The organism is Lysobacter sp. Soil_C_15 (assembly GCF_057657315.1).
In genome coordinates this window covers 340,122-355,165 of record NZ_JBDGIR010000002.1, presented here as the reverse complement: position 1 = coordinate 355,165, position 15,044 = coordinate 340,122, and the positions used below count along the sequence as shown (strand labels likewise).

Here is a 15,044-nt window from a genome sequence, read left to right as displayed (position 1 = left end):
GGGCTTACTCGGCGACCGCGACGTAACGCTCGCCCTCGTACTCTTCCGCCTGCTCTTCCAGCACCACCGTGCACGGCAAGGCGGCCAGCTTGGCCTGCCACTCCGGCGAGATGTAGTGATGGCTCAGGTCGATGCGTTCGATCGAGCCCAGGTGCGGGCTTTCGCACAGCGCCTGCGCGCCGGCGTCGCCGATCGTGCCCAGCGACAGGTCCAGGGTCTGCAGCGTGGCCAGCCACGGCTGCTGCGCCAGCCACACCGCCAGTTCGTCGGCGATGCTGGCGTTGCGCAGGCCCAGGTAGCGCAGCTGGCCCGGTTGCAGCTTGGCCAACAGGCGCTGGTAGGTGGCCAGGTCGCCGTCGAAGCCGTATTCGTCGCTGCCCAGCCACAGTTCCAGGTGGCGCAGCGCCGGCAAGCTGGAGCCGGCCAGGGCGTCGACGATCTTCGACGGCAGGCCGCCGCATTCGATCGCCAGTTCCTGCAGCTGGGCGTGGTCGAAGGCCTGCAGTTCCAGGTTGCTGGAGCCGCGGATGCGCAGCGATTCCAACTGCGGGTAGGCGGCCAGCAGCGGGTTGTAGGCGCCCTGGATGATCCAGGAGATCTCGCAGTCCTCGTAGGTCATGTCGCCGACGAACAGGCCCTTGAGCGCGCCGAACTCGGCGCGGCGCTCGATCAGCGCGTCCAGGTAGCCGGTCGGGCCTTCGTCGTGGGCCTCGCTCCAGGGGCCGATCACCAGCGCCTCGATCGAGGCCGGCGGCACCTGCGCCAGCAGCTCGGCGAACAGCTCGCCCTGGCTCTCCTCGCTGTCGTAATCCTGGTGCAGGCGATAGACGACGTCGCCGCCCTCGGCTTGGCCGCCCTTGCTGAAGTTGACGATGCGCTTGCCGCGATAGAACTGCGAATACTCGCCGATGGCCACGGTAGGCCTCCTTGCCGAAATTGGATCAAGCATACCCGCGCGCGGCGACCGCCGTCACGGTGCGGCGCATCGCCGCGGCTCAATGGAAGTCGCGCGAATGGGTGCTGAGGTTGCCGAGCAGGGCGGTCAGGTCTTCCATGCGCGAGACGATCAGGTGCTGGACGCCGTCGACGCGCTCCAGGCGGGCGTCGATCGCCATCAGCCGCGCCTCGACCAGGACCCGGCGCTGGCGTTGGGCCAGGTCGCGCCAGACCACCGCGTTGACCGTGCCGTCCTCGTCCTCGAGGCTGAGGAAGGTGACCCCGGCCGAGGTCTCGGGATGCTGGCGCACCGTCACCAGGCCGGCGAAGCGCACCCGGCTGCCGTTGGCGGCCTGAGCCAGCTGCGAGGAGCGCCGGCAGCGCCGCGCGTGCAGGGCGCTGCGCAACAGCGACAGCGGATGGCGGCCGAGGGTGGTGCCGAGCAGGGCGTAGTCGGCGCGCACGTCCTCGCCGGCGCTGGGCAGCGGCAGCGCCACCGGCGCCTCGTCGCGGGCCACGCCGGCGAACAGCGGCAACTGGGTGTCGACCCCGGCCACCGCCCAGCGCGCGCGATGGCGGTGCCCGGCCAGCGCGCGCAGGGCGCCCGAATCGGCCAGCAGGGCGCGCACCCGCGCGTCCAGCGCCGCGCGCGCGCACAGATCGTCGACGTCGCGCCACGGCGCCTGCGCGCGCGCGTCGCTGATCCGCTCGGCCGAGGCCTCGTCGAAGCCGGAGATCAGGCGCAGGCCCATCCGGATCGCATGCGGGTGCTGGCCGCCGCCGCGGCCGGGCAGGGTTTCCAGGGTGCAGTCCCAGTCGCTGTAGCGCACGTCCACCGGCAACACCGTGACCCCGTGGCGACGCGCGTCGTGCAGGATCTGGCCGTGGGTGTAGAAGCCCATCGGCGCCGAATTGATCACCCCGCAGGCGAACGCGGCCGGGTGGTAATGCTTGAGCCAGCAGCTGACGTAGGCGATCAGGGCGAAGCTGGCGGCGTGCGATTCGGGGAAGCCGTAGCTGCCGAAGCCCTTGATCTGCTCGAAGATGCGGTGGGCGAAGTCTTCGCTGTAGCCGCGCTCCAACATCCCCGCGCGCAGTTTCTCCCGGTGCGGTTCCAGCCCGCCGTGGCGCTTCCAGGCCGCCATCGAGCGGCGCAACTGGTCGGCCTCGCCGGGCAGATAGCCCGCGGCGACGATCGCGATCTGCATCACCTGCTCCTGGAACAGCGGCACGCCGAGGGTGCGCTTGAGCACCTCGCGCAGCGCATCGGAGGGGTATTCGACCAACTCCGGGTTCTTGCGCCGCTGCAGGTAGGGATTGACCATATCGCCCTGGATCGGCCCGGGCCGCACGATCGCGATCTCGATCACCAGGTCGTAGAAGCAGCGCGGCCGCAGCCGCGGCAGCATCGACATCTGCGCGCGCGATTCGATCTGGAACACGCCGATGGTGTCGGCCTCGCAGATCATGTCGTACACCGCCGGGTCGTCGCCGCCGGCGTTGATCGAGCTCATGCTCAGTTCGCCCACGCCCTGGGCCTTGAGCGTGGCCAGGGTCTTGCGGATCGCGGTCAGCATGCCCAGGGCCAGGCAGTCGACCTTGAGCAGGCCCATGGCGTCGAGGTCGTCCTTGTCCCACTGCACCACGGTGCGCCCGTCCATGGCCGCGTTCTCGACCGGCACCAGGGTGTGCAGCGGGCGTTCGGAGATCACGAAGCCGCCCGGATGCTGCGACAGGTGGCGCGGGAAGCCGCCATTGACCAGCAGCGCGCTCAAGCCCACCACCTTGCGCAGCAAGGGCGAGTCGGGATCGAAGCCGCGCTCGCGCAGATGCTCGGGCAGGGGCACGTCCTCGCTCCAGCGGTCCAGGGTGCGCGCCAGCTCGCCGATCTGGTCCTGCGGCATGCCCAGCGCGGCGGCGATGTTGCGCACCGCGCTGCGGCCGCGGTAGCTGATCGCCACCGCGGTCAGCGCGGCGCGATCGCGACCGTATTTCTCGAACACGTACTGCAGCACTTCCTCGCGGCGCTGGTGTTCGAAGTCGACGTCGATGTCGGGCGGCTCTTTGCGTTCCACCGACATGAAACGCTCGAACAGCATGCCCATCCGGGTCGGGTCGATCTCGGTGATGCCCAGGGCGTAGCAGACGATGGAATTGGCCGCCGAGCCGCGGCCCTGGCAGAGGATCTTCTCGCGCCGGGCGAATTCGACGATGTCGTGTACGGTGAGGAAGTAAGACTCGTATTCGAGTTTTTCGATGATGCCCAACTCGTGCGCGATCTGGCGCTGCGAGTCCTCGGGAACGCCTTGCGGCCAACGCCGCAGCGCGCTGCGCGCGACCAGCTTGGGCAGCCAACTTTTCGGCGTCTCGCCGGCCGGCACCAGTTCGTGCGGGTATTGGTAATCCAGGCCCTGTTTCAGGTCGAAACGGCAGCGCTCGGCGATGCGCAGGGTTTCGTCCAGCAGTTCGCGCGGATAGATCGCCGCCAGGGCCTTGCGGATGCGCAGATGACGCTCGCCGTTCGGGAACAGGCGCCGGCCGGCCTCGGCGACGGTGCAGCGGTGGCGGATCGCGGTCATCACGTCCTGCAGGGCGCGGCGGCCGCGTTCGTGCATGTGCACGTCGCCCGCGGCGACGCAGGGCAGGCCGTGCCGCGCGGCCAAAGCCCGCAACGCGGCCAGGCGCGCGGCGTCGTCGGCGCCGCGGTGCAGGCCGACCGCGACCCACAGCCGGCCGCCGAAGCGTTGCTGCAGCCAGGCCGCATGGGCCGCGTCGCGCTCGTCGCCGTCGGGCAGCCACAGCGCCAGCAGGCCGTCGCAGCGGCCGTCGAAGTCTTCGCCCAGGCTGCGGTACTCGCCCTTGCCGGCGCGGCGGCGGGCGAGGGTGATCAGCCCGCACAGCGAGGCATAGCCGGCGTCGCGCTCGACCAGCAGCACCAGCTTGGGCCCGCCGTGGACGCGGATCTCGCTGCCGACGATCAGCGCCACGCCGGTGTCGCGCGAGGCCTGCCAGGCGCGCACGATCCCGGCCAGGGTGCATTCGTCGGTGATCGCCAGGGCGCGGTAGCCCAGGTCGCGGGCGCGTTCGAACAACTCCTGCGCGACCGAGGCGCCGCGCTGGAAACTGAAGGCCGACAGGCAATGCAACTCGGCGTAATCGGGCAGGGCTGCGGCCGCGCCTGCGCAGCCGTTGGCGGCGAGCGGCGCGTTCATGCGAACCAGCCGTGGAGCAGGAACTCGCCGTCGCCGCCGGCGTCGCGGTAGGCCCAGCCGCGCTGGCCGCGTGCGGTCTCGACCAGGTAATAGTCGCGGCGCACGTCGTCCTCGTCCCACCAGCCCGATTCGATCCGCTCCGGCCCGGCCAGTACGCGCAGGCCCGGATCGCGCAGCGGCACGGGCTCGTCCAGCAGCCAGCCCGGGCGCGGCGGCAAGGGGTCGACCGCCGCTTCCGCGCGCGGCGCCGGCGCATCGCCCGACAGCGCGCGCCAGGCGCGTTCGGGGCGGTGCTCGGCCTGCACCGCCAGGCCGGACACGGCTTCGTCGCCGAGCCGGGCGCGCAGGCGTTCGCGCAACTGGTCCCAGGGCACGGCCTGCTGCGGGCGCGGGTCGAACAGATCGCGCCGCGCCGGCACGAACGGCGGCAATTCCTCGGCGAGCAGGCGCAGGCCGATCGCCGGCGCCGGCAGTTGCGCCTGCTGCAGGCGGCCGCGGGCGAGTTCGAACAGCATCGCCGGGTCGCGCTCCGGCGCGAGCAGGCCGACCGCGACCTCGGTCTGGCGATGGCTGCGGCCGTGCAGGCCGGGCTCGTGTTCCAGCACCAGCACGAAACGCGCCACGCCGCCGTCGCGGCCGGCCAGGTAGGCGGCCAGGTCGGCGGTCAGCCGGCGCAAGGGGAACAGCAGGGCCTGGCTGGATTCGACTTCATGGCCGAGTTCGATCCGCGCTTCGAAACGGTCGGCCGGCTGGAAATAACGCAGCGGCGGCGCATCCAGGCCGCGCAACGCATCCAGATGGGTCAGCAGCGCCGCGCCGAAGCGCCGCCCCAGCGGCGCGCGCGGCAACCCGAACAGCGCGCCGAGCCGGCGCAGCCCCATGCGTTGCAGCGCCTGCACGGTGTCGGCGTCGAAGCCGCTGCGTTCGATCGGCAGTTGCGCCAGCGCCGCTTCCAGGTGCGCGTCGTCGACCGCGGCGTGCTCGATCGCGGCATGTTCGCCGAGGTTGCTCAGCACCCGCGCCGCGTGCGGGTTCGGCGCGGCGACGATGCGATGGCGGAAGCCCAGTTCGTGCAGTTCGCTGTCCAGGCGCTGCCGCAACTGCGGCCAGGGCCCGAACAGGGCGCGGCTGCGGCCGACCTCCAGCACCACGGCGTGGGCGAATTCGGTGCTGACCTGGGAGCTGTAGCGATAGGCCCAGGCGGCGAGCAACTGGCGCGCGCGCTCGGTGCCGTCGGGATCGTGGTCGACGGTATCGAAGCCGTCGGCGATGGCCTGGGCCGCGATCAGCGACATGCCGGGCTTGAGCCCGAGCGCGCGCGCGGCGGCGTTGACCGCGTACAGGCGCCGCCGCGCGCGCGGACCGTCGACCAGGGCCAGCGCGCGCTGCGGCTGGGCGCGCTGGCGTAGGACCACGTCCAACGCGAGTTGCGGCAACAGCAGGCAGGCCCAGCGCACGGCGGCGTCCTCAGCGGCGCGGCAGGGCGACGACGGTGGCGCCGGCGTTGCCGATGTTCGCGGGGGCGATGGGGCGGTCGTCCGGACGATCGTCCGGACGAATCGGCCCGGCCGCGGCCAGCGCCGGCGGCCGCACCGTCGCGGCCGCCGGCGCGAGGTCGGCATGGGTCGGATGCGGAAACGCGATCGGCCGGGTCGGCGCGTTGCCGCCGCGGCACTTGAGCACTCGCAACTGGCGCGGCGCGGCGTCGATGGCGATGCGCAGCGCGGCCGGCGAGGCGTTGCGCGCCGCGCCCGCATCGCGCATCGCGAAGCCCAGGCATTGCCCGGTTTCGGCCGCGACCTGCAGCCGGCGCAGGGCGCGGTCGTCGGCGCGTTGCGGCCAGCACAGCACCGCCGCGCAGGCGCCCGAACGCAGGCATTGCTCGGCCGCCCACAGCGCCTCGCGCGCCGAGGCGCGCACCCATTGCAGGCGCGCCAAGCTCACCCCGGCGTTGCGCCAGGCCGGCGCGTACGGCAGCCAAGGCGGATCGACCAGGGCGATCATGCGCGCGGCCTGCGAAGACTGCGCCTGCGAAAGCCGCGCCAACGCCGGCCACAGCAGTTCCAGTTCGCCGACCCCGGGCATCGGCAGCAGCAACTCGCTGAGTGCGGCCTCGGGCCAGCCGCCGCTGGGCAGGGCGGCATCGAGCTCGGCCAGGCCGGTGGGCTGGGACGAGGGCGCGCGCTGCGCCGGCTGGCCGCGCCACAGCCGGCGCGCGTCGATCAGACCGTCGAGGGCGACCAGCTTGCCCATCGGCCTCAGCCCCCGCGCACCAGGCCGCAGTACAGGCCTTCGATGGCGAAATCGGCGTCGGCCGGGACCTGGATCGGCGCGTAGTCGGGATTGCGCGGCAGCAGTTCGATGCCGTCGGCGCCGATGCTCAAGCGCTTGATGGTGATCTCCTCGCCGATCCGCGCCACCACGACCTGGCCGTGGCGCGCTTCGGAAGTGCGGTGCACCGCGACCAGATCGCCGTCGAAGATGCCGTCCTCGCGCATCGAGTCGCCGCGCACCCGCAGCAGGTAGTCCGGGCGCGGCGAGAACAGGCTGCGGTCGACCAGAACGTGGCGCTCGATGTCGGCGTCGGCGCCGATCGGCGCGCCCGCCGCGACCCGGCCGAGCAGGGGCAGGGCGTCGCGCGTCGGCGCCTCGGCGAGATAGGCGTCGCTGGCGTCGAAGCCGGCTGGGATCAATCCGCCCTCGACCAGACCGACCTCGGCCAACCCGGCCGGCAACAGGCGGATGCCGCGCGCGCGGCCCGGGCGCAGTTCGATCAGCCCCTGCGCCTGCAAGGCCTGCAGGTGGTAGCCGGCGGAGCGGTTCTGGCGGAAGCCGAAGCGCGCGCAGATTTCCTGCTGCGAAGGCGGCAGGCCGTCGGCGGCGATGCGCTGGTGCAGGTAGACGAGCAGGGCGCGGCGGAGGTCGGTGAGGCTCATGTACTAATTTTAGTAATAAGTCGGCGCGCCGGTAAGACGGGGCCGGGGTGCGGCCGACGGACGGAGGGGCGGACGGGTACAGCCTGGGCCTGGACGGTCTCCCAACTTGCGACGCGGCCCCTTGTAGGAGCGGCGTGAGCCGCGACCGAGATTGCGACGCCTGTAACGCCGAAGGCCAGGGATACAAGATCTTCGCGATCTGGGGTCGCGGCTCACGCCGCTCCTACAGGGCGAGCGCCCGCGCCGACGAACGGGCATTGACGGACTTTCTCTTCTTCATTAATTTCTGTCAAAACAGAAATAAGAGAAGGCCGCCATGTCCCTCAGCCCGCTGCAAGAACGCTTCATCCTCCACTGGGGCGAGATGGGCAGCCGCTGGGGCGTCAACCGCACGGTGGCCCAGATCCACGCCCTGCTGTTCCTGTCCGAGCGCGCGATCACCGCCGACGAGATCTGCGAGACCCTCAACCTGGCGCGCTCCAACGTCAGCACCAGCCTGCGCGAGCTGCAGTCCTGGAACCTGGCGCGGGTGGTGCACGTGCTCGGCGACCGCCGCGACCACTTCGAAACCTACAAGGACGTGTGGGACATCTTCCGCGCCGTGGTGCAGGAGCGCCGCCGGCGCGAGATCGAGCCGACCCTGACCATGCTGCGCACTGCCGTGCTCGACGGCGACAACGCCGCAGTGCCGCCCGACCAGAGCGACCCGCGCGATCGCGCCACCCTGGCGCGGATGCGCGAGGTGCTGGAGTTCATGGAGACCGGCACCAGCTGGATCGACGAGATGAACCGGCTCGATCCCAAGACCCTGATCAAGCTGCTGAAGATGGGCGCGCGCATCCAGCAGTTCGTGCGCGGCGCGGCCAAGCCGCTGCCCGAACCGCAGGCGCAGGGCGGTGGCGTGCTGTTCGCCGACGAAGGCGAGGCCGCCGCGGCGCAGGCCGAGGCCGTGCCGCCGCGCGAGCGTCCGTCCTGAGCCGCGCCCCCTTTTTTGTCCATCAATTTCTGTAATTACCGAAATAACTGTAGGAGATGATCATGAGCAAGGATCCGATCCGCGACGCCGTCGAACCCGTGGTCGCCCTGTACGACCGCGCCTGCCCGCTGTGCCGCACCGAAATGCACCGGCTCAAGGCGCGCGACCGCCGCGACCGGCTGCGCCTGGTCGATATCGCCGCGGCCGACTTCGATCCCGCCGCCTGGGGCTTCGAACTCGAAGCGCTGCGCAACGCCCTGCACGTGCGCGGCGCCGACGGCCAGTGGCGGATCGGCGTGCCCGGCATCGCCGAGGCCTATCGCGCGGTCGGCCTGGGCTGGCTGACCTGGCCGCTGCGCGTGCCCGGCGCCGGCCGCGCCGCCGCGCGCGCCTATCGCTGGATCGCGCCGAACCGGCACCGCGTCTCGCGCTGGCTCGGCTATCGCGAAGCCGGCACCGAGCCGGCCCCGCGCTGCGACGACGGCCATTGCCCGGTGCATTACTGAGGACGCGGTCATGGACCTGCACACTCTGTTTCTGAGTCTGTTGCTGCTGCAGATCGCGATGGGCGCGCTGGACACCGTCGCCCATCACGAGCTGATGGAAAAACTCGCCAACCGGCGCAGCGCCGCGCTGGAACTGCGGCTGCATGCGGCGCGCGGCCTGGTCTACGGCCTGCTGTTCCTGGTGTTCGCCTGGCTGCGGCCGCAAGGGCTGTGGCTGGCGGCGGTGTGGGCGCTGGTGCTGGTCGAGGTCGGCATCACCCTGTGGGACTTCGTGGTCGAGGACGCGACCCGCTTGCTGCCCAACAGCGAACGCGTGCTGCACACCGTCCTGGCGGTCAACGGCGGGGCGATGTTCGCGGTCTACGCGCTGGCCACGCGCGGCGACTGGGTCTTGCCGAGCGCGCTGACGCCGGTCGCGCACGGCTGGATGTCCTGGGCCTTGAGCGCGGCGGCGCTCGGCATCGGCCTGAGCGCTTTGCGCGACGGCCTGGCCGCGCGCGCCAACGCGGCCGAACCGGCGCCGCGGCCGTTGCTGGCCGAGCATCCGCAGCAGCATTTCCTGGTCAGCGGCGGCACCGGCTTCATCGGCACCGCGCTGATCGAGGGACTGCTCGCCGGCGGCCACCGCATCACCGTGCTCAGCCGCGATCCGCGCCGCGCCGCCTTGCGTTTCGGCGGCCGCGCGCGCTGCATCGCCGACACCGCCGAACTGCGCGACGACGAGGCCGTCGACGTGGTGGTCAACCTGGCCGGCGCGCCGGTGGTCGGCCGGCGCTGGAGCGCTGCGCGCAAGCGCGCCTTGCTCGCCAGCCGGGTCGGCACGACGCGCGCATTGCGCGCCTGGTGCGAGCGCGCGCAACGCCGGCCGGCCTTGTGGCTGCAGGCCAGCGCGATCGGCATTTACGGCGCACAGGCGCGCAGCGGCCCGGAGCGGCGCGCGCCCGAAGCCGTCGCCGGCGATTTCGCCAGCGAACTGTGCGCGGCCTGGGAGCGCGCCGCTGCGCCGATCGCCGAGCAGGGCATGCGCATGGCGACGCTGCGCCTGGGCCTGGTCCTGCACCGCAGCGGCGGGATCCTGCCGATGCTGTCGCTGAGCGCGGCGCTGGGCTGCGCGGCCACGCTCGGCCAAGGCCGGCAGTGGTTCGCCTGGATCCATCTCGACGACGTGCTGGCCTTCGTCGAGGACGCGGTGCGCCACCCCGGCGTGCGCGGCGCCTACAACCTGGTCGCGCCGAACGGCTGCACCCAGGCCGAGTTCGCTCGCGCCCTGGCGCGCGCGCACCGGCGTCCGGCCTGGCTGCGCGTGCCGGCCTGGCCGCTGCGCGCCGCGCTCGGCGAGATGGCGACCATGCTGCTCGACGGCCCGCAGGTCGAACCGCAGCGCCTGCTCGATCAGCGCCATCGCTTCTTACACGCCGGCCTGGACAGCGCGCTCGCCGTCCATGCGCCCGCACCGCATCTCGATCATGAGGGTGGAGAGCACCCGGGGGAGTTCCATGGAACGGTCGAACACGGCCCGGCTGGCGCCGGCCGCCTGCGTTGAACCGGCGCTCGCCGGCAACGACCGCGAACGCATGCCGGCGCCCGCCGCGCCGCCCGCCGCGCACGACCTGGCCGCGCTGCTGCGCGCCGCGCTCGGCCCGCGCTGGGCGCTGCTGCATCCGCATATCCGCGCGCGTTTCGCCCTGGCGCCGGAAGAGGGCCAGGCCGAGTACTTCGGCACCATGCACCAGGTGCGCTGCACCCGCTTGGGCGGCCTGTTCGCGCGCTTGATCCGCTACGCAGCGGGTGCTGCCGCACCACAACGCCGAACAGGTGCCGTTCCGCTTCGACGTGCAGCCTCTGCGCGAGGGCCTGGGCTGGCTGAAGACCCGCACCTACCACTTCGCCGACGAGGTGTTCAGCTTCCGCTCGCGCATGAGCCTGGGCGGCGACGGCGAGTTGCTGGAGCGGTTCGGCGGCGGCCTGGGCATGCGGGTGCGGCTGGAAGTGCTGCCGAACCGGCTGGTGTTCGTCGACGACGGCTATTTCCTGCACTGGCGAGGCTGGCGCCTGCCGCTGCCGCGTCCGCTTTGGCCGGGCCGCTTCGTTCTCGTGCATAGGGATCTGGATGCGACGCGGTTCGAAGTCAGCATCGACGTCGCGCATCCGTGGTTCGGGCCCTTGTTCCACCAGGACGGAACGTTCGAGCGCATGGAGAGCGCGCGGGGCTGAAACGGCGGCAGGGAATCCGCCGGGCAGGGGGGCAGGGAAGCGGCGACAGGGAACGTAACTCCGGGCCAGGGACGGCCGAGGCGAATCGCGACGAACCCCGCCCGTCGCGAAAAACCTGCTGCCATGGCTGACTGGGAGTCGGCGGCGAAACCCCGTTGTCGACGTCCCCGCGCAGGCGGGGATCCAGGGCGTCATCGATGCCTGACGCTGAAGTCGCTGGATGCCCGCCTGCGCGGGCATGACGGCTTGAAAGGACGCGACGCAACCCACCGTCGTCCCCGCGAATGCGGGGATCCAGGGCTTCACCGCGACAACGCTCCGAAGTCTCCAACGCGACACGACGCTGAAGTGCGTGGATGCCCGCGCCCGCGAGCATGACGATCCGGACGCAAGCGCCGCCCCAGGCGCTTACGGCGCGCGGAACAACACGTTGTAATGGAACCGCCGCCCCGCGGTCGCGCGCAGCTTCTTCGCGTCGCGGTGCTCGGGATTGATCAGCGCGTTGTATTCCTCCGGCACGATCACCGACGGCACCAGCAAAATCGCCGAGGCCTGGCTGCTCAGCCATTGCGCGCCGACGCGCACGCTGGCCTGGCCGGCGGGCACCGCGTCCCAGCCGCCGGGCAAGTCGTGCGGAGTGAACTGCACGCGCGCCTTCCACACCGCGGCCGGCACTTCGATCGAGACCACGTGCCGGTTCAGGGGCAGGCCGTGCGCGTCGACGTAGGCGGCGGTTTCCAGCGCGGCCAGGGCCAGCGAGGTCGCGGTGTAGAGCACGCGCTGGCCGTCGTCGTTCCAGCGGCCCGGGTACTTGGCCGCGCCCGCGCCGCTCAGATCGTCGGCGCGGTAAGCGCGGGTTTCGGTGGCGATGCGCCAGAGTCTCATCGGCCGGGCCTCGTCCTTGCGGCGGCGCGGCGCGTCACTGGTAGGCGCCGCTTTCGAGCGAGCCGAGCAGGCGCGCGACCACGTCGAAACCGCTGGGCGTGTCCAGCAGGTCGGCCGGACGACGGCCGCCCAGGGCCGGCTGCGGTTGCTCGATCCAGCGCCCCAGCCAGCGCGCCAGGTCGAACTCGCCGGCCTGCGCCGACACGCTGGCGTCGACGATCGACTGGGCGATCACCATCAACCGCAACAGCCCCAGCGCGGCCTGGCCGCCGGCGCCGGCGATGCGCGCCTGCTGCGCGGCCTTGTTCTCCGCGGTGGCCTTGGCGATGCCGAGGATGTTGAACATCCGCACCGCCGGCAATTCCATGCTCGCGGCCATGTCCTTGATCACCTGCGCCGGCACGCCTTCGCGCTCGACCGCGACCCGCTGCAGCGGCGTGGCCGTGCGCAGATAGCTGACGTAGCCCTTCAGCGTCGCCGGGCCGATGTCGGGCACCGGGTCCTTCAGCGACGGCGCGCGCTTGCGCGCCGGGTAGGGCGCGTCGCGCAGATTGAGCGGGCTCTCGCGTAGCGTGGCCTTGCCCCGTTCCAGGGACTTGAGCGGCGGCTTGGCCGGCGAGGGCTTCTTGGCGGCTTTGGTCATGGGATGAGCGACGGTGTTGTCTGGATTGGGACTGACCTTAGCATAAAATTAGACGCATTGCCCAGTTTGGCGCGACCGCCCCCGACCCGGGCCGAGGGTCGGCGGGGCGACATGGCCTGGACGGGGGCGGTGCTAGATTCGGCCGCAGAACCTCGAATGCCGACCCGGAGCCGAACCATGGGCCCAGCGAAGCCGCTTTCCCGCCCAGCAGCCACGCCCGCAACGAACACGTCCGTATCGAAGCCGCCCGCCTCGAAGCCGCCCTTGCCATCGCCGCCCTCGCCATCGCCGCCGGCGGCGCCCGCGCCGGATCATGCCCGCCTCGCCGCCGAACAGGCCGCGCTCAAGCGCGAACTCAGCCGCGTCTACGCCGAAGCTTGCGGCTGCAAACGCCGCGACGAGCGCTGAGCCGCGGTCAACGGGACCTATGGCCGATACCGCGGCGCGGCGGTGTCGGCAGACTGCGTCGGCGGTCCCGGCGCCGACGGCGCGAACGGGGCGGCCTCGGCCGGAGAGCCACCGGCGCATGCCCGATGCGGCCCACGATGACCGAAACGCCCGTTCTGCGGATCAGCACCGATCCGGCCGAGATCGACCTCGGCCGCGTCCACGATTTCCTGTCCAACCATAGCGGCTGGGCGCAAGGCATCCCGCGCGCGACGCTGGAGCGCGCGATCGCCCATTCGCTGTGTTTCTCCGGCCTGCTCGGCACCGAGCAAGTCGCGTTCGCGCGCGTGGTTTCCGACCGCGCCACCTTCGCCAACCTGGTCGACGTGTTCGTATTGCCGCAACACCGCGGCCGCGGCTACGGCAAGGTCCTGGTGCGGGCGGTGCTGGCGCACCCGCAGCTGCAGGGCCTGCGCCGTTTCACCCTGGCCACCGCCGATGCGCACGGCCTGTACGCCCAGTTCGGCTTCGCCGCGCCGAGCCGTCCGCACACGCTGATGGAACGCTATGCGCCGGACATCTATCGGGCCGGTTGAACGCAACCGGTTGGTCGGGATGGGTTGGGCGGGCCTGGTCGGATCGGACTTGATTGGAGCGGACTTGCTTGGAGCGGACTTGCTTGGAGCGGGCTTGCCTGGAGCGGCCCCGCCAGGCCGGACGCAGGCCTTGAGACTTCGCCCGGCTACCCTGGCCGGGAGCCCAGCACAGGGGCGGCGGGGCGCAGATGCGGGCGCGCAAGGCGGCTTGGCCGCCGGCGCCGCGGCCGCAGCGCCGGATCCGGCAAAGTCGCGCCTGCGTCCGCGAGCTGCGGCGGCCGTCTCCACGCCGCCACGATCCGCATTGTGCTGAACTCGCCACTTGTGGTTGCTATGCTTCGCGCCGGTCGCCGGCCCGAGGGGGCGCCGTCGCCTTCAATGCAGTAGGTAAGGAGTCGCCATGAATTGCCGCTCACGCATCCTGATCGCCGGTCTGGGCCTGGCCTTGATCGCTGCGCTGCCGGCCCAGGCCCAGCGCCAGCGCGGCGGCGGCAAGGCCAGCGCCGACCGGGCGGTGTACGACGCGGCCATCGAGCGCGCCTCGCGCGTCTGCCCCGACCACAGCGCCGAGCGCACCGGCCCGGGCATCCGCTCGATCCCCGCCAGCGCCCTGCGCATGATCGAACAGCGCGACTTCGTCCTCTGCCCGGACCTGCGCCTGGACGCCCAGACCCCGGTGGTCTGGTACGGCCGCCAGGGCGTGTTCGCCTGGAATCCGCAGGCGCGCGGCGCGGTCAAGCTGCTCGCGACCAAGGCCGGCGCCTACGCCCGCGACAATTCCTTTCCCAAGCAAACCGTGGTCTGGAAGCCCAGCGGCAAAGAGGCCGAAGGCGCGTTGGTGCCGACGTTCCGCGGGCGGATGGTGCGCTGAGTTAGAGCGAGTCAGGGCCGCGCTAGGCCGCGCTTACTGCCAATGCTGCAGCGTCGGCGGCTTGGCGCCGCCGACCGGGTCCGAGGATGCGGCGTTTCGCGCCGGCGATGCCGGCGGCACCGGGAACTGAGTGCGCGCGACCGCCGATATGCGCTCGTAGGTATCGCCGAACGCATCGAAGTAGGAACAGTCCCGCCGTCCGCCATCGAGACGGTTGAGATGGTAGGCGCACTGCGAAACGCCGGCGTTCCACAGCCCCTCGTTGCGCGCGTCGAGTGTCGGCAGCTGCCCTCGCTGGATCTGCGCCTGGACGCCTTTCAGCGTTTCCGGGATTTGCCGCTTGGCTTCGCAGGCGATGTGGTACAGCGCGAGCACGGCCTTCAGATCCTGCGCCTGGAACGACAGCGTCGCATCCTGCACCGCATGGAACAGGTCGATGGCGATGCAGGTCTTGGCCTGCGCGACCTCGAGCAAGCGCGGCGCGGTGTGGATCTGGAAACGATCGATCCCGGCCTCGTTCCAGTCCGGGTCGATCTCGCGCACGATGCGCTTGGCGCCGGTGCGGTCCAAGGCCAGGCGCGCGGTATTGATGTCTTCCATCATGTCCTGGAACACCAGCACCAGGGTCTGCTTGATCCGCTCGCTGCGGTGCAACTGCTGGCGATGCCACAGCCAGAACGCGCCCAGTACGGCGATGGCCGCGGTGCAGACGCCGGCGACCGCGTTGACCACGTAATCCGGCAGCGGCTCCAGCCACGGCATCGCCAGCGCGGCGCTGGCCAGAAAGCCCAGGCACGCGCCGGCGGCGGTCCAGATCGTCCTTGTCTGCCAGGGGGTTCCCATGACCCGGCTCCTTGGGCGTGCGCCCGTGGCGATGACCCG

General features: G+C 71.6%; 14 protein-coding genes and 1 pseudogene. 7 read left to right on the top strand and 8 right to left on the bottom strand.

Going from position 1 to position 15,044, the window contains the following annotated elements; all coding sequences use genetic code 11:
• Positions 1-4 precede the first annotated feature (4 nt).
• From AC3A57_RS05495 to lexA, 5 genes and pseudogenes are all read right to left on the bottom strand, one after another.
• On the bottom strand, positions 5-916 hold the full coding sequence (locus tag AC3A57_RS05495; RefSeq protein WP_487577973.1) for an STM4015 family protein: 912 nt from the start codon (positions 914-916) through the stop codon (positions 5-7).
• 79 nt (positions 917-995) lie between these two features.
• A complete protein-coding gene (locus tag AC3A57_RS05490; RefSeq protein WP_487577972.1) occupies positions 996-4,148 on the bottom strand; it encodes an error-prone DNA polymerase in 3,153 nt (1,050 codons plus the stop codon).
• Positions 4,145-5,605 carry a Y-family DNA polymerase gene (locus AC3A57_RS05485; RefSeq protein ID WP_487577971.1) on the bottom strand — a complete coding sequence of 487 codons (1,461 nt, stop codon included), beginning with the start codon at positions 5,603-5,605 and terminating at the stop codon, positions 4,145-4,147. Before AC3A57_RS05485 ends, AC3A57_RS05490 begins: the two co-directional genes overlap by 4 nt.
• A gap of 184 nt (positions 5,606-5,789) precedes the next feature.
• Positions 5,790-6,401: pseudogene (gene imuA / locus AC3A57_RS05480) on the bottom strand (translesion DNA synthesis-associated protein ImuA); the annotation flags it as partial.
• A 5-nt stretch (positions 6,402-6,406) separates the two neighbouring features.
• Complete coding sequence (gene lexA, locus AC3A57_RS05475; RefSeq protein ID WP_487577970.1) at positions 6,407-7,084, bottom strand: transcriptional repressor LexA; 678 nt, start codon at positions 7,082-7,084, stop codon at positions 6,407-6,409.
• A gap of 316 nt (positions 7,085-7,400) precedes the next feature.
• Here lexA and AC3A57_RS05470 point away from each other — a divergent pair, with 316 nt between their 5' ends.
• The 4 genes from AC3A57_RS05470 to AC3A57_RS05455 all read left to right on the top strand — a co-directional run bounded on the left by AC3A57_RS05470 (position 7,401) and on the right by AC3A57_RS05455 (position 10,780).
• Complete coding sequence (locus AC3A57_RS05470; RefSeq protein WP_487577969.1) at positions 7,401-8,060, top strand: GbsR/MarR family transcriptional regulator; 660 nt, start codon at positions 7,401-7,403, stop codon at positions 8,058-8,060.
• Positions 8,061-8,122: 62 nt separating this feature from the next.
• Positions 8,123-8,566, top strand: a complete 444-nt coding sequence (locus AC3A57_RS05465) for a thiol-disulfide oxidoreductase DCC family protein (protein ID WP_221672503.1) — start codon at positions 8,123-8,125, stop codon at positions 8,564-8,566.
• Between the two features lie 10 nt (positions 8,567-8,576).
• Positions 8,577-10,109, top strand: a complete 1,533-nt coding sequence (locus AC3A57_RS05460; RefSeq protein WP_487577968.1) for a TIGR01777 family oxidoreductase — start codon at positions 8,577-8,579, stop codon at positions 10,107-10,109.
• Between the two features lie 245 nt (positions 10,110-10,354).
• Positions 10,355-10,780 carry a DUF4166 domain-containing protein gene (locus tag AC3A57_RS05455; RefSeq protein ID WP_487577967.1) on the top strand — a complete coding sequence of 142 codons (426 nt, stop codon included), beginning with the start codon at positions 10,355-10,357 and terminating at the stop codon, positions 10,778-10,780.
• Positions 10,781-11,188: 408 nt separating this feature from the next.
• Here AC3A57_RS05455 and AC3A57_RS05450 read toward each other — a convergent pair whose 3' ends face one another.
• Together AC3A57_RS05450 and AC3A57_RS05445 are read right to left on the bottom strand one after the other, a co-directional pair.
• The gene (locus AC3A57_RS05450) at positions 11,189-11,665 is read right to left on the bottom strand and encodes an RES family NAD+ phosphorylase (RefSeq protein ID WP_221672506.1); all 477 of its coding nucleotides are present in this window, start codon (positions 11,663-11,665) and stop codon (positions 11,189-11,191) included.
• A gap of 34 nt (positions 11,666-11,699) precedes the next feature.
• Positions 11,700-12,308: an antitoxin Xre/MbcA/ParS toxin-binding domain-containing protein gene (locus AC3A57_RS05445; protein ID WP_487577966.1), complete on the bottom strand. Its 609-nt coding sequence runs from the start codon at positions 12,306-12,308 to the stop codon at positions 11,700-11,702.
• A 177-nt stretch (positions 12,309-12,485) separates the two neighbouring features.
• Between AC3A57_RS05445 and AC3A57_RS05440 the strand changes: the two genes are divergently transcribed.
• The 3 genes from AC3A57_RS05440 (at position 12,486) to AC3A57_RS05430 (ending at position 14,162) form a co-directional block, all read left to right on the top strand.
• The gene (locus AC3A57_RS05440) at positions 12,486-12,716 is read left to right on the top strand and encodes a hypothetical protein (protein ID WP_487577965.1); all 231 of its coding nucleotides are present in this window, start codon (positions 12,486-12,488) and stop codon (positions 12,714-12,716) included.
• A 137-nt stretch (positions 12,717-12,853) separates the two neighbouring features.
• Positions 12,854-13,291, top strand: a complete 438-nt coding sequence (locus AC3A57_RS05435) for a GNAT family N-acetyltransferase (protein ID WP_487577964.1) — start codon at positions 12,854-12,856, stop codon at positions 13,289-13,291.
• A gap of 400 nt (positions 13,292-13,691) precedes the next feature.
• Positions 13,692-14,162, top strand: a complete 471-nt coding sequence (locus AC3A57_RS05430) for a hypothetical protein (RefSeq protein ID WP_487577963.1) — start codon at positions 13,692-13,694, stop codon at positions 14,160-14,162.
• Between the two features lie 33 nt (positions 14,163-14,195).
• On the opposite strand, the gene AC3A57_RS05425 is transcribed toward AC3A57_RS05430, so the two are convergent.
• The gene (locus AC3A57_RS05425; protein ID WP_487577962.1) at positions 14,196-15,005 is read right to left on the bottom strand and encodes a hypothetical protein; all 810 of its coding nucleotides are present in this window, start codon (positions 15,003-15,005) and stop codon (positions 14,196-14,198) included.
• Positions 15,006-15,044: the final 39 nt, after the last annotated feature.